This is a genomic window from Mycolicibacillus koreensis, from assembly GCF_002104795.1.
In the GTDB taxonomy this organism is placed as follows: domain Bacteria; phylum Actinomycetota; class Actinomycetes; order Mycobacteriales; family Mycobacteriaceae; genus Mycobacterium; species Mycobacterium koreense.
This window is the reverse complement of the sequence record NZ_NCXO01000010.1, coordinates 56,214-72,601: the sequence shown is the minus strand read 5'-3', so window position 1 is coordinate 72,601 and position 16,388 is coordinate 56,214. Positions and strand designations below refer to the sequence as shown.

The window sequence follows — 16,388 nt, the reverse complement described above, 5'->3', positions numbered from 1 at the left end:
GCTACCGGGCGTCGATCGTGACGTAGTCGCGTTCGGTGTAGCCGGTGTAGACCTGGCGCGGCCGGCCGATCTTCGAGTCGCCCTCGTCGTGCATCTCCCGCCAGTGCGCGATCCAGCCAGGCAGTCGGCCCAGCGCGAACAGCACGGTGAACATCCGGGTCGGGAAGCCCATCGCCCGGTAGATCACCCCGGTGTAGAAGTCCACGTTGGGGTAGAGCTTGCGTTCGATGAAGTAGTCGTCGGTCAGCGCGACCTCTTCGAGTGCCTTGCCGATGGCCAGCAGGTCGTCGTCGCCGCCGAGCTTGCCCAGGATCTTGTCGGCCTGCTCCTTGACGATCCGCGCGCGCGGGTCGTAGTTCTTGTACACCCGGTGGCCGAAGCCCATCAGCTTCACGCCGTCCTCGCGGTTTTTGACCTTGCGGACGAACTCCTTGACGTCGCCGCCCTGCTGCCGGATGCCCTCGAGCATCTCCAGCACCGACTGGTTGGCGCCGCCGTGCAGCGGGCCCCACAGCGCATTGATGCCCCCGGAGATCGAGGTGAACAGGTTGGCCTGCGACGATCCGACCAGTCGCACCGTCGAGGTGGAGCAGTTTTGCTCGTGGTCGGCGTGCAGGATGAACAGCATGTCCAGGGCGCGGACCACCTCGGGGTCGGGGTGGTAGTCCTCCACCGGCAGCCCGAACGTCATCCGCAGGAAGTTCTCCACCAGCGTCAGCGAATTCTCCGGGTAGAGGAACGGCTGGCCCTCGGACTTCTTGTAGGCGTAGGCGGCGATGGTGGGCAGCTTGGCCAGCAGCCGGATCGTCGACAGCTCCACCTGCTCGGTGTCCATCGGGTCCAACGAGTCCGGGTAGTAGGCGCTCAACGCGTTGACCGCGCTGGACAGCACCGGCATCGGGTGGGCTTCGCGCGGGAAGCCGTTGAAGAACAGTTTGAGGTCCTCGTGCAGCAGGGTGTGCCGCTGGATCCGGTGGGTGAAGCTGTCCAGTTGTTCCTTGGTGGGCAACTCACCGTAGATCAGCAGGTAGCTGACCTCGATGAACGTCGACTTCTCCGCCAGCACCTCGATCGGGTAGCCGCGGTAGCGCAGGATCCCCGCCTCGCCGTCGATGTAGGTGATCGCACTCTTGGTGGAGGCGGTGTTGACGAAGCCCCGGTCGAAGGCGGTGTAGCCGGTCTTGGCCAGCAGTGAACCCAGAGCGATCCCATCGGCGCCCTCGGTGGCATGCACGACGTCGAGGTCGACGTCGCCGCCCGGATAACGCAGGCTGGCGGTGTCGTCGGTTGCGGCCACAAGAACCCCTTCGCGCTGTGAGACTGGGACTGCCCTCCAGAACGGTAGTCGCTTAACCCCGGTGCCCGCGAATCGGGTCGGACAGAAAACCGCGGGCCTCCGGTGCCGGGCCCGCAGCGCACCGGATACGGTCTCGAGTCATGGTTGACCTGCCCACTTCGGCGGCGCGACGCTCGGCGGTGCTACGAGTTCGCCGGTGTCGGTGGCACCGAAGCGCTCCCGGCGTTCCCGGCTCAGGGCTGTCGCCATCGCGGTGGCTGCACTCACGGCGACCGGGGTGATCGGATTGGTCGCACTCGGCGGCAAGCCGACGCCGGGCGCCGAGACCACCACAACCGTTCCGTCGCCTCCTCAGCCGGTTCCGCAGCGGCTGCCGTTCGGTTCGCTCACCGAGGCGCCCTAGGGCATCGCAGTCGATGCGGTCGGCAACGTCTACGCCGCCGACGCCGATCGCGTATGGAAATTAGCGCCCGGCGCTAACGGCCCGACAGCGGTGCCGTTTCCCTACCCGCTCGCGCCGGGGGGAGTGGCGGTCGACGCGATCGGCAACGTCTACATCAGCCCGGCACGTAGCTTCCGAGTCCGAGGCGAATCTGTTGTTCGTGAATTCACAGCTCCGGCTGGCGAATTACCCGGCTAGCGATACGATTCCAAGGGCAATTATCTCCCGATTATCCTAAACCTCAGGAAGGCAGTGGTCATCATCCCGCGTAGTTATCGAGATACCATCCGGACGCTGTGTTCTCGACAACTTGACGCATTTCTGCGCTGCCGAATTATTCGCTCAGCTACCGCGCTCACCGTAGGCACGCTGCTGCTGTGGAGCTCAGCATCGTGTTCCCACACCTGGGATCTGACCGACGCAGAGCGTTGCGGTCGTCTCCACTTCCCGTCATCGGCAAAAGTTGTGTCTCTTGAGGGTTTCCGCGCTTTCCAGGACACCTCGATCGAGCTGATCGTCGACTTGCCGAGTTCGGACCTCGAGGAATTCCGGAATGGTTCCGACGTCCCAGCGTTTTCTCCCGGCATTCCGGAACAGTGGGTCAACCAATATTGGGAGGATTCCGATTTTGCCAGCGAGGTGTTGCGTACCGACCCCGCAGATAGCAGTCATATCGACTGGAGTCGCGGTCCGTCGGACGACAAGACAATTGCCGCTCTCGGTGTCAACCAACCCGAAACGCGCCTCTACATCAACCTGATGTGCTGACCTCTCATCTGGTGACGCCGACCGGTCACCCCGATCGACGTTCTGCGCACGCCACTTGAACTTTCGCACCGAGACGTCGATCGCGGGGGAGCACTGGGCACCGAGGGACGCGACCGGGGATGCAGGGCAGATGGAACGGAGGACAGGACGCACAGTGGCGTCCTGACGCGTGGGCACGCCTTCGCAACGGTCGCGAGCGGCGGCCCGCCCCGTCGCACCACGTGCCCGCCCTATGGCTGCAGCCGCTCCACCCGGCCGCCGGTCACCCGGATGCGGTTGTGCACCCGGTTCTCCCGGCCCTGCCAGAACTCCACCTCGTCGGCGGCGATGCAGTAGCCGCCCCAGCCCGGGGGCAGCGGGATCGCCTCGGTGTCGGCAAACCGGGCACTCACCTCGTCGAGTTGGGCCAGCAACGCCGCGCGTGAGGCGATCGGCTGCGATTGCGCCGACGCCCAGGCGCCCAACTGCGAGCCGCGCGGTCTCTTCGCCCAGTAGGCTTCGCTGACCGACCGATCCACCGGGTGCACCGCGCCGCGCACGTGGACCTGCCGGCCCAGCCCGTACCAGGGGAACGTCACCGACGCCTGCGGGGTGGCCGCCAGTTGCTCACCCTTCGCGGAGCCGTAGTGGGTGAAGAACCTGACACCGGCCTCGTCGATGCCGCGGCACAGCACCGAGCGGGTCACCGGCCGACCGGCGGCGACGGTGGCCAGCACCATCGCGTCGGGCTCGGCGAGTCCCGCGGCGTGCGCCTCGGCCAACCAGGTGCGCAACAGCGCCACCCAACCCTCTGCCAGCCAGCCGACATCGAGGTCGGCACTGGCGTCACGCTCGGTGCTCATCGCGCTCAGGCTACTCCCCGGTAACCGGGTCCGGCCGGTGGTTTCCGCGGCGGCCGATGATGCGAGAATCAGACCATGACTGTGGTCCCGGAGAACTTCGTCACCGGTCTCGAGGGTGTGGTGGCGTTCACCACCGAAATCGCCGAACCGGACAAGGACGGCGGCGCGCTGCGCTACCGCGGTGTGGACATCGAGGATCTGGTGGGCCGCCGCGTCACCTTCGGCGACGTGTGGGCGCTGCTGGTCGACGGCGAGTTCGGCCGCGGCCTGCCGCCCGCCGAGTCGTTCCCGCTGCCCATCCACAGCGGCGACATCCGCGTCGACGTGCAGGCCGGGCTGGCGATGCTGGCCCCGATCTGGGGCTACGCCCCGCTGCTGGACATCGAGGACGACACCGCCCGCGACCAGCTGGCCCGGGCCGCGGTGATGGCGTTGTCCTATGTGGCGCAGTCCGCCCGCGGCATCCACCGCCCCCCGGTGCCGCAGCGGGTCCTCGACGGCTGCCCGACGATCACCTCCCGGTTCATGACCCGCTGGAAGGGTGAGCCCGACCCGCGCCACGTCGAAGCGATCGACGCCTACTGGGTCTCGGCGGCCGAGCACGGAATGAACGCCTCCACGTTCACCGCCCGGGTGATCGCCTCCACCGGCGCCGATGTGGCCGCCGCCCTGTCGGGGGCGGTCGGGGCGATGAGCGGGCCGTTGCACGGCGGGGCCCCCGCGCGGGTGCTGCCGATGATCGACGAGGTGGAGAACACCGGCGACGCCCGACGGGTGGTGGCCGCGATCCTCGACCGCGGGGAGAAGCTGATGGGGTTCGGGCATCGGGTGTACCGCGCCGAGGATCCCCGCGCCCGGGTGCTGCGGGCGACCGCGCAGCGTCTCGGTGCGCCGCGCTACGAGGTGGCCGCAGCCTTGGAGCAGGCCGCGCTCGCCGAGCTGCGGGAGCGTCGCCCGGACCGGCCGATCGAGACGAACGTGGAGTTCTGGGCGGCGGTGATCCTGGACTTCGCCGAGGTGCCGGCGGCGATGATGCCGGCGATGTTCACCTGCGGACGCACCGCCGGCTGGTGTGCGCACATCCTCGAGCAGAAACGGCTGGGCAAGCTGGTGCGGCCGTCGGCGGTGTATGTCGGGCCGCAGCCGCGCAGCCTGGAGTCGGTGCCGGGCTGGGCGCAGGTCGCCGCGAGCTGACGTCTCTCGCTACACCAACTGGTGGATCTTGTCGCTGATCCGTTGCCGCAACGTCGGTTTGGGTGCGGCGGCGGCCACCGCCACCATCTCGGGAACCGAGGTGAACTTGTCGCGGGGCCGCCCGGCGGCCGCCCCCCGGGCGATCTCGGCGGCGTCGATGGCCTGCCATCCGGCCTCGTCGATCAGGTCGGGTTGACGGATCTGCAGCAGCCGCTCCAAAGCCCCGGCCTTGGCGACCGGGTCCGGTAGCAGCTCGGCGTTGAAATCCTCCACCAACTGCTGCACGGTCTGCATCGAGCAGGACTTGTTGGTGCCGATGAACCCGGTGGGTCCGCGTTTGATCCAACCGGCGACGTAGGCGCCGGGGATGCGCGCACCGGTGACCGCGTGCACCACCCGGCCGTGGTCGTTGGGCACGGTCGCGCTGCCCTCATCAAACGGCAGGTCGCGAATCGGTTTGCCCCGGTAGCCGATCGAGGTCAACACCAGCCCGGCGTCGAGAGTCACCAGCTCGTCGGTGCCGGTGACTTCGAACTCGACGGCGGTGGCGCGCCCGTCACCGATCACCCGCCGCGGGGTGCGCTGGTAGGCGAACCGGATCCGGGGCCGGCGGGCTTGGGTCAGCGGCACGTCCGCCGCGTCCGGCAGGTTGGTGAGGATCTCCAGCTTGTTGCGGGTCATCCGGTCGGTGACCTCGGCCAGATCGCGGCGCACCAGCTCATGGTCCGCGGTGTCGAGGACCACGTCGGCGACCCCGGTCAGCCCGATCAGCTCCGGCAGGGTGAACGCCGACTGGGCGGGGCCACGGCGGGCGGCGATCACCACCTCGTTGATGTTCGACGCCGACAGCGCCGCCAGCGCCGCATCGGAGATGTCGGTGCGCGCCAGCGTCGCCGGGTCGCGGGTGAGCACGCGCGCGACGTCGAGGGCGACGTTGCCGTTGCCGATGATGACCGCACGCTCATGGCTGAGATCCACCGGCAGGTCGACGAAGTCGGGGTGGCCGTTGATCCAGGCCACCAGTTCGGTGGCGGTGCCGGTGCCGGGCAGCCCCATGCCCTCGATGTCGAGACGACGGTCGTTGGGCGCGCCGGAGGCGTAGATGACCGCGTGGTGGTGGGCCAGCAGCTCGTGGTGGCCGATGTGTTTACCGACCTCGACGTTGAGATAGAAGGAGAACCCGTCGCGGCGGGTGATCTGGTCGAACAGCCGGGTGATCCGCTTGGTGCTCTGATGGTCCGGGGCGACCCCGGCGCGCACCAGCCCGTAGGGGGTGGGCAGCTTCTCGAACATGCTCACCCGCACCCGCGGCTGGGTGAGCAACTCGTCGGCCGCGTACATCGCCGCCGGTCCGGACCCGACGATCGCCACGCTCAACGGCCCGCGGCGCAGCTCCGGGGCCGGCATGATCGGCGCCAGCTTCGAGGTGGGCGGCAGCTTCGTGCCGGGCTCACGCTCGGGGTAGTAGGAGGCGTTGACCGCGAGGAACGGCAGCTGATTCTCCGGCAGCAGGCTGTCCGGGGAGATCGCGTCGACCGGGCAGGCGCGCACACACGCCCCGCAGTCCACACATGCCTCCGGGTCGATGTAGAGCATCTCGGCGGTGGCGAAATCGGGTTCGTCCGGCGAGGGGTGGATGCAGTAGACCGGGCAGGCGAACACACAGGACGTGTCGTTGCAGCACGACTGTCCGATGACATGGGGCATGTATCGGTTCTTCCGTTAACGCAGTCGGGGACGCGGCGGCGCCGGCGCTAGGCGACCGGGGCGAGGTGTGCGCGCTGCGGCTCGGCACGGTAGCGCGACGGCGGGCCGTCGACCTTGCAGATCCGCCACATCAACTTGGCGACCGGGTTCATCAGCCCGGTGTCGTGGCAGAGCATCCGCACATCTCCGAACATGTCACGCAGCATCTGGCGCGACTCCGGGGCGCCGAAGAAGATCTCCTTGCGCACCGATCGCGGGATGTCGAATTCCTTCCAGAACGCCCGCGGCGGCACCATGATCGCCGAACACAGGATCCGCATCGTCAGCGGAACGAACAGCGACAGCCAGAACCGCTTGCGCCGACGCAGGTGCGGCACCCGCTTGGCCAGGTATTCGTGCGCGAACGAGATGTGTCGGGCCTCCTCGGCCACGTGGATGGCCATCACCTTCTCCATGATCGGGTGCAGCGTCTTGCCCTCGCGCAGAATGGCCTTCTGGGTGTGGTCGATCGGCTCCTCACCGGCCAGGATCCCGAACCAGAACGGGATCGGCGCCGGCCCGGCGGCCAGCGGGATCAGCGGCTGCACCCATTTGAGCAGCCGGGGCATGCCGGGCACGTCGGCGCCGATGTGGTTGACCATCTCCTGGAACATCAGGGTGTGGTTGCCCTCTTCGATCGCCTCGTGCAGGCAGTAGCGGTACTCCGGTGAGCCGTTGGGCAGCCAGAAGGCGTACTCCATCAGCCCGCGGATCAGGATCGACTCGAAGTGCAGGCCGACCTTGGCGACGTTGGCCTGGCGCCACATGCCGATCTCGATCTGCCGCTCCAGCGACTGCGCCTGATACCAGGGGTGTTTACCCAGCGGGTCGGTGGCCGGCAGCACCCAGCGCGGGTCGTTCTCGGTGACGGTGAACTCCGGCGAATCCCAGTCGATGTCGATGTAGGGGTTGAAGTTGCGCCGCACCGACCCTTCCGACAGGGTCTGCAGCTTCTGCACGTAGGCGATGTCATCCTTGACGTCCATGTTGCGACGCCAGCGTCGGATCATCTTGGTGCGAGCAGTTTTTTCAGCCATTTCCCGGCGACCTCCCCAGAGGTTTACATCGGACCGTTCTCTGTCTACACGGTACCGCAGGTATCGCATGATGACCATAGCGTTGCAGCCACTGTGCGCGGCGCCCGACCGCATTCGAAGTGTGATCGGTGTCACAACGGTGGGTTGGCGGCGGGGCTGGCGCGGGCCGCCCCGCCGGGGGGCCGGACGGTCGGCCTCATTACGCTGGTCACCATGGCTGAGCAGCTCACGATCCCGGACTCGATCAAGCCCCGCGACGGACGGTTCGGGTCGGGCCCATCGAAGGTGCGCCCCGAACAGTTGCAGGCGATCAGCGGCTCCGCCGCCGCACTGTTCGGCACCTCGCACCGGCAGGCACCGGTGAAAAACCTGGTCGGCCGGGTCCGGTCGGGTCTGCGGGATTTCTTCTCGGTGCCGCAGGACTACCAGGTCGTGTTGGGCAACGGCGGCGCGACGGCGTTCTGGGATGCCGCCGCGTTCGGGCTGATCGATCAGCGGTCGTTGCACCTCACCTACGGCGAGTTCAGCGCCAAGTTCGCCTCCGCGGTGAAAAAGAACCCGTTCGTCGGCGACCCGGTGATCATCAGCGCCGACCCGGGCAGCGCCCCGGCACCGCAGTCCGACCCGTCGGTCGATGTGCTGGCCTGGGCCCACAACGAGACCTCGACCGGGGTGGCGGTGCCGGTGCACCGGCCCGCCGACTCCGGTGATGCGCTGGTCGTCATCGACGCCACCTCCGGTGCCGGTGGCCTCGCGGTCGACGTCGCCGAGACCGACGCCTACTACTTCGCGCCGCAGAAGAATTTCGCCGCCGACGGGGGCCTGTGGCTGGCCATCCTCAGCCCGGCCGCGCTGGCGCGCATCGAGGCGATCGCCGCGTCCGGCCGGTGGGTGCCCGACTTCTTGTCGCTGCCGATCGCGGTGGAGAACAGCCTCAAGGACCAGACCTACAACACCCCGGCGATCGCCACGCTGGTGATGTTGGCCGAACAGCTCGACTGGCTCAACGGCAACGGCGGGCTCGATTGGGCGGTGCGGCGCACCGCGGACTCCTCAAGCCGGCTGTACGGGTGGGCGCAGGAGCGATCGTTCACCACCCCGTTCGTCACCGACCCGGCGCTGCGCTCGGCGGTGGTGGGCACCATCGACTTCACCGACGAGGTGGACGCCGCGGCGGTGGCCGCGGTGCTGCGCGCCAACGGCATCGTCGACACCGAGCCGTACCGCAAGCTGGGCCGCAACCAGTTACGGGTGGCGATGTTCCCGGCCGTCGACCCCGACGACGTCTCGGCGCTCACCGCGTGTGTCGACTGGGTTGTCGAGCGCCTCTGACCGCTGCGCCGGCCCTCCGCGTGTCACCCACCCCTGGGCGCGTTCCTGCATTACAGTTCGGTAAACAGGCCGTGGTCTACCAGCAGCCGCGCGAGGAGATGTGATGCGCGAACTCAAGGTCCTAGGACTCGACGTCGACGGCAGACACATCATCTGCGAGTACGACGATCCCGCCGAGAAGTTCAAGGTGCGCATCGACGACCGGCTGCGCGCCGCGCTGCGCGGCGACGGCGAACGCGTCGGCCAGACCCAGATCGAAATCGAGGTGTCTCACGGCCTGCGCCCCAAGGACATTCAGGCCCGGATCCGCGCCGGCGCCTCCGTCGAGCAGGTGGCCGCCGCGACCGGCGGTGACATCGCCCGCATCGAGCGGTTCGCCCACCCGGTGCTGTTGGAGCGCTCCCGGGCCGCCGAGCTGGCCACCGCAGCCCACCCCGTACTCGCCGACGGCCCGGCGGTGCTGACGCTGCTGGAGACCGTCACCGCGACCTTCGTCAACCGGGGCCTGAGCACCGACGGCATCAGCTGGGACGCCTGGCGCAACGAGGACGGCCGCTGGACGGTGCGGCTGGCCTGGAAGGTCGGCCGCACCGACAACGTGGCGCACTTCCGGTTCGTCCCCGGCGCCCACGGCGGGACGGTCAGCGCCCTCGACGACACCGCGACCGAGTTGGTCGACCCGGATTTCGAACGCCCACTGCGGTCGCTGGCCCCGGTGGCGCAGCTCAATTTCGACGAGTCCGAACCGGAGGCGCCCCGCACCGAACCGGCGGCCCCGCCGGAGGCCGCCGCGCCGACGAGCCACCCGGAGCCGCCTGCCGAACACGTCGAGCCGGCCGCGTCGACGCCCCGGACCCGCCGCGGCAAGCCGCAGGTGCCGGCCTGGGAGGACGTCCTGCTCGGGGTGCGCTCCAGCGGTAGCCGCTAACCGATTCCCGTCGCGGCCACAACGGCCACCGCCAGCCAGGCCGCCGGCACGCCCACACCGACCCCCAGCGCCAGCCACCGCAGCACCGGGGTGGTGCGCCACCCCCACAGGGTCGGGGCGAGACCGCCGACCGCCACCAGGTTCAGCCCGATCGCCAACAGCGGCTGCACCCGGGCCAGCCCCAGGCTGAGCACCACGATCGTGGTGGCGGCCACCGCCGCGGTGAATCCCGCCACGGTCAACCCCAGCGCCCACGGCGTGGGTGCGCGGCGACCGGTCATGACGCGCACCGCGCCCGCTCGTAGAACGCCAGGGCCGCCGCCGTGGCCACGTTGAGCGAATCGGTGCCGCGCGACATCGGGATCCGCACCCGCAGGTCGGCCGCGCGCAGCACCCCGCTGGTCAGGCCCGGGCCCTCGGCGCCGACCAGGATCGCCACCTTCTCGGTGCGCACCGCGGCCATCGCCTCGGGCAGCGCCATCGCCTCGCCGCCGGGGGTCATCGCCAGCAGCCGGAAGCCGTGGTCGCGCAGCACGCCCAGCTCCGTCGGCCACTGCTGGGCCCGCGCATAGGGCACCAACAGCGCGTGTCCCATCGAGACCCGCACCGCCCGCCGATACAGCGGATCGGCGCACCCGGCACCGAAGACGACCGCGTCGACGTCGAGGCCGGCGGCGTTGCGGAAGATCGAGCCGAGATTCTCGTGGTCGTTGACGCCTTCGAGCACCGCGATCGTGCGTGCCGCGCCGATCGTCGCGGCGACGTCGCTCGGCGGCACTCGGCGCGCCGCGGCCAACACGCCCCGGTTGAGATGAAAACCCACCACCGCGGCCATCACCTCCGCACTGGCCCGGTAGTACGGCGCGGCGCAGTCGCGCAGGTCGACGCGTAACTCCGCGAGCCGACGGTCGGTTCCCAACAGCGCCAGCGGGGTGAACCGCGAGGCCAGCATCCGCTGCACCACCAGCACCCCTTCGGCGATCACCAGCCCTTTGCCGCTGGGCAGGTCCGGACGCCGGTCGATGCTGTTGAGGTCACGGAAATCGTCGACGCGGGGATCGGCGGGATCGTCGATATCGACGACGGCGATCTCACCCACGGCGCGACCCTACTTCACCGCCCGCCCCGGCCAGTTGGCGCTCGGCTATGTTGACTCATGATGTCCGACTCGCCGCCGCCGTTGCCTGCCGCGCTCACCGAACCGTGGCCGGTGATCGCTGTCGGCGCGGCCGGTTGGTTGATCGCGACGGTGGCGGCGTTCCTGATCCCGGCGCTGCAGTCGTGGCGGCCGCTGACCGTGGCGGGGCTGGCGGTGGGGCTGCTGGGTACCGCGATCTTCGTGTGGCAGCGCGCCGCGATGCGCCGCGGTGCCCGCGGCGCACAGACCGGACTGCACCGTTAACCCGATTACCGCCCTGTGACCGTGCACCGCGGTCCACGACCCCGAGGAGAACCATGGCAGCACCGCTTCTGCAAACCCATATCGACATCAACGCCCCGGCCGCCACGGTGTGGGCGCTGGTCTCCGACCTCAACCGGATGCCGCAGTGGAGCCCGCAGACCCGCAAGATGAAGGTGTTCGGGCCGTTGCGCGCCGGGGCGCGCACGGTGAACATCAACCGTCGCGGCCTCATGGTCTGGCCGACGACCTGCACCATCACCGAGGTGATCCCCGAGAAGAAGCTGGCGTTTCGGGTGAACACCAACGGCACGCTGTGGAGCTACGAGTTGGAGCCCACCGCCGCCGGCACCCGGCTGACCGAGAGTCGCCACGCCGAGGACGGGGTCAAGCCGATCTCGGAGATGACGGTGAAGGCGTTCATGGGCGGGCCGGACAGCTTCGAGAAGGAGTTGCTCGACGGCATGGACGCGTCGCTGGCCGCGATCAAAGCCGCCGCCGAATCCGCCTAATCGGCGGACGGCGGCTCCGGGCCGTCGGTGCCGGCGACCGGGGGCTCGGCCTCCGGTACCGGCTCGGCCTCCGGGGGCTCGGTGATCACCGGCTCGGCGTCGGCCGCCGGCTCGGCCTCCGATGCCAGCTCGGCCTCCGGCACGGGGTTGTCGGCGACGTCGAGCACCCCGTCGTCGTAGGGCTCGTAACGCGGCGACCCGGTGCCCGCCGGCGCGGGGGTGTCGGAGTGCGCCCCGCACCCGTAGCGGAAATCCACCACCCGGCCGTCGGCGGACATCTCGTTGGCGCACACACCGAACATCCGGCCCAGCGAACCGGCCAGCGGCACGAAGAACCCGCAGGTGCGGCAGAGCCGTTTGGTGGAGCGCGCCATCGTCGAATCCGGACCGAAGTCGCCCTCGTGCCAGCGTTCGGCGGCCATCTCCCGGCCCCACCGGCTCAACACCTGGCGTCGTCCCAGCCCGATCTCCCCGGCCACCTCGTCGAGCTCGGGATCGCCGCTGGCGCAGTACCCGGGCACCAACCGCGGGTCGTCCGACGGCGCCGCCAACAGGTCGCCGGGGCCTAAATCCCCGGGGCGCACCCGCTGCTCCCAGGGCACCCATTCCGGCGCCAGCAACGCTGTCGGACCCGGAACCAGCACCACCTCGCTGACGGTGACGTGCTCGGCACCGGGATATCCGGCGACAACCACCGCCCACTGCCATCCGCGGTAGCCGGGCAGTTGCGCCACGAAGCGGTGGGTGGCCGACACGGCATCCTCGACGGCGACCCCGAGGTAGTCCCCCACCGTCTCGGCGCCGCTGTGTTCGGCGACGGCGGACCGTGCTGTCTCCACGGCACCGGTCAGCAGCGTCGACAGGGCCGCGTCGGCGTCGTCCGACGCCGACACCTGCCCGGTGGTGCGGAAAATGCTGTCCATCGCCCCACATACTGCCGTAAAGCCGATCGGCCAGCCACACCCGTCTGCTGCCGCGCCCCGACGCGGCGATGAGAGAGAATCGATCCATGCCTGGACGGAGACCGCCGCCCCCGCCGCGGGGACCGATCCCGCCGCACCGTCGGCGGGCACCGGAAACGGCACGTCAACACCCCGGGATGGCGCACTACCCCAGCGATCCGCCGCCCAGGGCGGCGCGCCGGGCGCCGGCCGGTCCGCCGAGCGCGAATCGCTACCTGCCGCCGTTGCAGGACCACACCGGCCCCGACGCGCCCGACCCGCAGGGCGAATCGGACCGCTCCGGGGACCGGGTCACCGTCACCCGAGCCGCCGCCCAGCGCAGCCGCGAGATGGGCTCACGGATGTATGACCTGGTTCAGCGGGCCGCCACCGCCGACGGCGCCGACAAATCCGGCCTGACCGCGCTGACCTGGCCGGTCGTCGCCAATTTCGCGGTGGACGCCGCGATGGCCGTGGCGTTGGCGAACACGTTGTTCTTCGCGGCGGCCACCGGGGAGTCCAAGGGCCGGGTCGCGCTGTATCTGCTGATCACGATTGCGCCGTTCGCGGTGGTCGCGCCGCTGATCGGTCCCGCGCTCGACCGGCTGCAGCACGGCCGCCGGGTCGCGCTGGCCGCGTCGTTCGGCCTGCGGATCCTGTTGGCGACGGTGCTGATCCTCAATTACGACGGGCTGGCCGGCAGTTATCCGTCATGGGTGCTCTACCCGTGTGCGCTGGCGATGATGGTGCTGTCGAAATCGTTCTCGGTGCTGCGCAGCGCGGTGACCCCGCGGGTGATGCCGCCGAGCATCGATCTGGTCCGGGTCAACTCCCGGCTGACCACGTTCGGGCTCCTCGGCGGAACCCTGGTCGGCGGCGGCGTGGCGGCCGGGGTGGAGTACGCGATGACCCGGCTGCTGCATCTGCCGGGCGCCCTGTTCGTCGTGATCGCGGCGGCGGTGATCGGCGCGGTGCTGTCGATGCGCATCCCCAGCTGGGTGGAGGTCACCGCCGGGGAGGTGCCGGCCACGTTGAGCTACCACGACGACGGTCCGCTGCGCCGCGGCTGGCGCGAGCACGCCCGCCAGGCCGGTGGGGCGCTGACCCAGCCGTTGGGCGGCAACATCATGACCTCCCTGTGGGGCAACTGCACGATCAAGGTGATGGTCGGGTTCTTGTTCCTCTACCCGGCGTTCGTGGTCAAATCCCACGACGCCGGCGGCTGGGAGCAGCTGGCGATGCTCGGGCTGGTCGGCGGGGCCGCGGCGATCGGGAATTTCGCCGGGAACTTCACCAGCGCCCGCCTCCAGCTGGGCCGTCCGTCGGTGCTGGTGGTGCGCTGCGCGATGACGGTGACCGCGGCAGCGTTGGCCTCGGCGGTGGCCGGAACCCTGATGATGGTGACGGTGGCGGCGCTGGCGACGTCGGGAGCCAGTGCGATCGGCAAGGCCGCCCTGGATGCGGCACTGCAAGACGATCTGCCCGAGGAGTCACGGGCCTCGGCGTTCGGCCGTTCGGAGTCCACGCTGCAACTGTCGTGGGTGCTCGGCGGCGCGGTCGGTGTGTTGGTCTACACCGAGTTGTGGATCGGCTTCGCAGTGATCGGCGCGGTGCTGATCGTGGGGCTTGCCCAGACGGTGATCAGTTTCAACGGCGATACGCTGATCCCCGGGCTGGGCGGTAACCGTCCGGTCCGGGTCGAGCAGGAGCACGGCCGCTACAACGACCCGACGGTGGTGATCCCGCGATGAGACGCAGCCTGGCCGTGGTGGTCGTGGTGCTGACGGTGCTGGCGTCGGCCGGCGCCGGGGTGGGGGCGTGGCTGGTGGCGCACCACCGTGAGGCCCAGCCGCCGCAGATCAGCGCCTACTCCAACCGGCATCTGGTGCGGGTGGGTCCGTATTTCACCTGCAACGTGCTCGACCTCACCGATTGCCGGACCCCCGAAGATCAAGGCGAGTTGCCGGTCACCGAACGCGACCCGGTGCAGCTGGCGGTGCCCGCGGCGATCGGCGATGCGCCCTGGCGGCTGCTGATGGTCTACGACGACGGTGACACCGCTCGGACGTTCCTGGCCGGCACCCGCCTGGCGGTGACGATCCCCACCGTCGATCCGCACCTGGGACAGCTCAACGGCGTCGCGGTCCAGTTGCTCACCATGGTCACCCTGCCCGACGGAGAGTTGGCCAGCGCCGCCCACGCCGAGTGGTCGGTGGCGATGATCTGGCCGCCGACGCCGGCCCCCTGAGCGCGCCCGGGCCGACCCCCGAGCGCCCGTCGGCCGACTCAGTCGGCGCCGTGGCCCGCCGGCACGGTCTCACCGGCCCGCGGCGGCCCGGGCGGGCTGCCCTGCCCGAACGGCCGGCCGCCCAGGGCTTCCCGGCCGTGGGCGGTCAGCCAGCTCGCCAACTCCGGCCCCTTCGGGACGATCCGGGTGGGGTTCACGTCGGCGTGCACGATGTAGTAGTGCTGTTTGATCTGCACGAAGTCGACGGTGTCGCCGAAGCCGGGGGTTTGGAACAAGTCGCGCGCGTAGGCCCACAGCACCGGCATCTCGGTGAGTTTTTGCCGGTTGCATTTGAAATGCCCGTGATAGACGGGATCGAACCGGGCCAAGGTGGTGAACAGCCGCACGTCGGCCTCGGTGATGGTCTCACCCACCAGGTAGCGCTGGGTGGCCAACCGTTCGGCGACCCAGTCCAGTGCGATGAACAACCGGTCGTAGGCGGCCTCGTACGCCTGCTGTGATCCGGCGAAACCGGCGCGGTACACGCCGTTGTTGATCTCGGTGTAGATCCGGTGGGCCACCTCGTCGATCTCGTCGCGGTGGGCCTCGGGGTACAGATCCGGTGCCCCGGGACGCTGGTAGGCGGTCCACTCCGTGGACAGGTCCAGGGTCATTTGAGCGAAGTCGTTGGTGACCACCGCGCCAGTGGGGACATCGACGATCGCCGGCACCGTGATGCCCTTCGGGTAGTCCGGGTAGCGCGCGAAATAGGCGTCCTGCAGCCGCGGGATCTTCAGCACCGGGTCGACGCCGCCGGGGTCGAGGTCGAACGTCCAGCTGCGCTGGTCGTGGGTCGGCCCGCAGAACCCGATCGACAGGGCGTCCTCGAGCCCCAGCAGGCGGCGCACGATGATGGCGCGGTTGGCCCACGGACAGGCGCGGGCCACGATCAGCCGGTAGCGGCCGGGCTCCGCCGGGTAGCCGTCGCGGCCGTCGGCGGTGATGCGGGTGTCGATGTAGTTGGTGTCGCGGGTGAACTCCCCGCTGGAGACATAGTCGGGCATGCCCGCCAGCCTGCCACCGGGCCCGGCGCCGAGACCCGGTTTACCGGAGTCGACGGTGGTCGCGCGTCGCGCCGATCAGGCGTCGAGTTCGCGCGCCACCGCCTTGACCACCTCGGAGACCCGCCGTGCTGTCTTGCGGTCCGGGTAGCGGCCCTTGCGAAGCTCCGGCTGCACCGCACCTTCGAGCAGGGTGATCATGTCTTCGACCATGCCGTGCAGTTCGTCGGGGCTGTGTTTGTGTCCGGCGGGTTTGTTTCCGGCAGGACCTTCACGCCGCGACTTGGACACGCTCGGCGGCGGGTCGATCAACGTCAGGCTCAACGCCTGCGGCCCCCGGCGGCCGGCGGCCATCCCGAACTCGACCCGCTGGCCGGCCTTGAGGGTCTCGACGCCGGAGGGCAGGGCGGTGGACCGGACGTAGACGTCCTCGCCGTCGTCCTGGGACAGGAAGCCGAAACCCTTCTCGGCGTCGTACCACTTCACCTTGCCGGTCGGCACTGAAACTCACCTGCTTGTCTGACGGGTCACTCGAACGGGGCGACATGACGAAGCGTCCCGCCGCTGCGGGACGCACTACCCCCGATGGTACTCGGACGCGGGTACGCGAAGCACCTCGGTATTGGTCGGTAAGCTGGTGATACCCCGCCCCTGGCCTCTGT

Annotated in this window: 18 protein-coding genes; 9 read left to right on the top strand and 9 right to left on the bottom strand. The window is 69.6% G+C overall.

Translation table 11 applies throughout. The features are described 5' to 3' along the window. Position 1: 1 nt before the first annotated feature. Complete coding sequence (locus B8W67_RS06870; RefSeq protein ID WP_069391330.1) at positions 2–1,297, bottom strand: citrate synthase; 1,296 nt, start codon at positions 1,295–1,297, stop codon at positions 2–4. A gap of 253 nt (positions 1,298–1,550) precedes the next feature. Between B8W67_RS06870 and B8W67_RS21095 the strand changes: the two genes are divergently transcribed. Continuing rightward, positions 1,551–1,700 carry a hypothetical protein gene (locus B8W67_RS21095; protein WP_197747570.1) on the top strand — a complete coding sequence of 50 codons (150 nt, stop codon included), beginning with the start codon at positions 1,551–1,553 and terminating at the stop codon, positions 1,698–1,700. Between the two features lie 291 nt (positions 1,701–1,991). Beyond that, positions 1,992–2,507: a hypothetical protein gene (locus B8W67_RS20510; RefSeq protein ID WP_133056074.1), complete on the top strand. Its 516-nt coding sequence runs from the start codon at positions 1,992–1,994 to the stop codon at positions 2,505–2,507. A gap of 230 nt (positions 2,508–2,737) precedes the next feature. Here the strand turns inward: B8W67_RS20510 and pdxH are convergent, their stop codons facing one another. Beyond that, positions 2,738–3,349, bottom strand: a complete 612-nt coding sequence (pdxH, locus tag B8W67_RS06855; protein ID WP_085303104.1) for a pyridoxamine 5'-phosphate oxidase — start codon at positions 3,347–3,349, stop codon at positions 2,738–2,740. A 75-nt stretch (positions 3,350–3,424) separates the two neighbouring features. Between pdxH and B8W67_RS06850 the strand changes: the two genes are divergently transcribed. Continuing rightward, complete coding sequence (locus B8W67_RS06850; RefSeq protein WP_069391328.1) at positions 3,425–4,543, top strand: citrate synthase 2; 1,119 nt, start codon at positions 3,425–3,427, stop codon at positions 4,541–4,543. Positions 4,544–4,552: 9 nt separating this feature from the next. Here B8W67_RS06850 and B8W67_RS06845 read toward each other — a convergent pair whose 3' ends face one another. Together B8W67_RS06845 and B8W67_RS06840 are read right to left on the bottom strand one after the other, a co-directional pair. Beyond that, positions 4,553–6,250, bottom strand: coding sequence for an FAD-dependent oxidoreductase (locus B8W67_RS06845; RefSeq protein WP_085303103.1), 1,698 nt, complete (start codon positions 6,248–6,250; stop codon positions 4,553–4,555). Positions 6,251–6,297: 47 nt separating this feature from the next. Beyond that, complete coding sequence (locus B8W67_RS06840; protein ID WP_085303102.1) at positions 6,298–7,326, bottom strand: AurF N-oxygenase family protein; 1,029 nt, start codon at positions 7,324–7,326, stop codon at positions 6,298–6,300. Positions 7,327–7,539: 213 nt separating this feature from the next. On the opposite strand from B8W67_RS06840, the gene serC reads away from it, so the two are divergent. Further along, positions 7,540–8,658, top strand: coding sequence for a phosphoserine transaminase (serC, locus tag B8W67_RS06835; protein ID WP_085303143.1), 1,119 nt, complete (start codon positions 7,540–7,542; stop codon positions 8,656–8,658). A gap of 103 nt (positions 8,659–8,761) precedes the next feature. After that, the gene (sepH, locus tag B8W67_RS06830) at positions 8,762–9,586 is read left to right on the top strand and encodes a septation protein SepH (protein WP_085303101.1); all 825 of its coding nucleotides are present in this window, start codon (positions 8,762–8,764) and stop codon (positions 9,584–9,586) included. Here sepH and B8W67_RS06825 read toward each other — a convergent pair. Together B8W67_RS06825 and B8W67_RS06820 are read right to left on the bottom strand one after the other, a co-directional pair. After that, complete coding sequence (locus B8W67_RS06825; protein ID WP_069391324.1) at positions 9,583–9,867, bottom strand: DUF2537 domain-containing protein; 285 nt, start codon at positions 9,865–9,867, stop codon at positions 9,583–9,585. The two genes, sepH and B8W67_RS06825, sit on opposite strands and share 4 nt — an antisense overlap. Then, on the bottom strand, positions 9,864–10,685 hold the full coding sequence (locus B8W67_RS06820; protein WP_085303100.1) for a TrmH family RNA methyltransferase: 822 nt from the start codon (positions 10,683–10,685) through the stop codon (positions 9,864–9,866). Before B8W67_RS06820 ends, B8W67_RS06825 begins: the two co-directional genes overlap by 4 nt. Before the next feature lie 60 nt (positions 10,686–10,745). Here B8W67_RS06820 and B8W67_RS06815 point away from each other — a divergent pair, with 60 nt between their 5' ends. Together B8W67_RS06815 and B8W67_RS06810 are read left to right on the top strand one after the other, a co-directional pair. Continuing rightward, positions 10,746–10,988, top strand: a complete 243-nt coding sequence (locus B8W67_RS06815; protein ID WP_085303141.1) for a DUF2530 domain-containing protein — start codon at positions 10,746–10,748, stop codon at positions 10,986–10,988. A gap of 53 nt (positions 10,989–11,041) precedes the next feature. Continuing rightward, complete coding sequence (locus B8W67_RS06810; RefSeq protein ID WP_069391322.1) at positions 11,042–11,497, top strand: SRPBCC family protein; 456 nt, start codon at positions 11,042–11,044, stop codon at positions 11,495–11,497. Here B8W67_RS06810 and B8W67_RS06805 read toward each other — a convergent pair. Further along, a complete protein-coding gene (locus B8W67_RS06805) occupies positions 11,494–12,420 on the bottom strand; it encodes a DUF3027 domain-containing protein (RefSeq protein ID WP_085303099.1) in 927 nt (308 codons plus the stop codon). The genes B8W67_RS06810 and B8W67_RS06805 overlap by 4 nt on opposite strands. A gap of 176 nt (positions 12,421–12,596) precedes the next feature. Between B8W67_RS06805 and B8W67_RS06800 the strand changes: the two genes are divergently transcribed. Continuing rightward, a complete protein-coding gene (locus B8W67_RS06800; RefSeq protein WP_069391320.1) occupies positions 12,597–14,189 on the top strand; it encodes an MFS transporter in 1,593 nt (530 codons plus the stop codon). Continuing rightward, positions 14,186–14,686 (top strand): DUF2771 domain-containing protein, encoded by a 501-nt coding sequence (locus B8W67_RS06795; protein WP_069391319.1) that lies wholly within the window; start codon positions 14,186–14,188, stop codon positions 14,684–14,686. Before B8W67_RS06800 ends, B8W67_RS06795 begins: the two co-directional genes overlap by 4 nt. A 38-nt stretch (positions 14,687–14,724) precedes the next feature. Here B8W67_RS06795 and B8W67_RS06790 read toward each other — a convergent pair whose 3' ends face one another. Next, entirely contained in the window at positions 14,725–15,729 is a 1,005-nt protein-coding gene (locus tag B8W67_RS06790; protein ID WP_085303098.1) for a glutathione S-transferase family protein, read from the bottom strand. 75 nt (positions 15,730–15,804) lie between these two features. Beyond that, the gene (locus tag B8W67_RS06785; RefSeq protein ID WP_069391317.1) at positions 15,805–16,227 is read right to left on the bottom strand and encodes a cold-shock protein; all 423 of its coding nucleotides are present in this window, start codon (positions 16,225–16,227) and stop codon (positions 15,805–15,807) included. Between the last annotated feature and the right edge of the window lie 161 nt (positions 16,228–16,388).

Bases quoted from the DNA above. Each gene is read 5' to 3' on its own strand.
- pdxH (WP_085303104.1), bottom strand. From the start codon at position 3,349: ATGAGCACCGAGCGTGACGCCAGTGCCGACCTCGATGTCGGCTGGCTG.
- B8W67_RS06850 (WP_069391328.1), top strand. From the start codon at position 3,425: ATGACTGTGGTCCCGGAGAACTTCGTCACCGGTCTCGAGGGTGTGGTG.
- B8W67_RS06845 (WP_085303103.1), bottom strand. From the start codon at position 6,250: ATGCCCCATGTCATCGGACAGTCGTGCTGCAACGACACGTCCTGTGTG.
- B8W67_RS06840 (WP_085303102.1), bottom strand. From the start codon at position 7,326: ATGGCTGAAAAAACTGCTCGCACCAAGATGATCCGACGCTGGCGTCGC.
- serC (WP_085303143.1), top strand. From the start codon at position 7,540: ATGGCTGAGCAGCTCACGATCCCGGACTCGATCAAGCCCCGCGACGGA.
- sepH (WP_085303101.1), top strand. From the start codon at position 8,762: ATGCGCGAACTCAAGGTCCTAGGACTCGACGTCGACGGCAGACACATC.
- B8W67_RS06825 (WP_069391324.1), bottom strand. From the start codon at position 9,867: ATGACCGGTCGCCGCGCACCCACGCCGTGGGCGCTGGGGTTGACCGTG.
- B8W67_RS06815 (WP_085303141.1), top strand. From the start codon at position 10,746: ATGTCCGACTCGCCGCCGCCGTTGCCTGCCGCGCTCACCGAACCGTGG.
- B8W67_RS06810 (WP_069391322.1), top strand. From the start codon at position 11,042: ATGGCAGCACCGCTTCTGCAAACCCATATCGACATCAACGCCCCGGCC.
- B8W67_RS06805 (WP_085303099.1), bottom strand. From the start codon at position 12,420: ATGGACAGCATTTTCCGCACCACCGGGCAGGTGTCGGCGTCGGACGAC.
- B8W67_RS06800 (WP_069391320.1), top strand. From the start codon at position 12,597: ATGGCGCACTACCCCAGCGATCCGCCGCCCAGGGCGGCGCGCCGGGCG.
- B8W67_RS06795 (WP_069391319.1), top strand. From the start codon at position 14,186: ATGAGACGCAGCCTGGCCGTGGTGGTCGTGGTGCTGACGGTGCTGGCG.
- B8W67_RS06790 (WP_085303098.1), bottom strand. From the start codon at position 15,729: ATGCCCGACTATGTCTCCAGCGGGGAGTTCACCCGCGACACCAACTAC.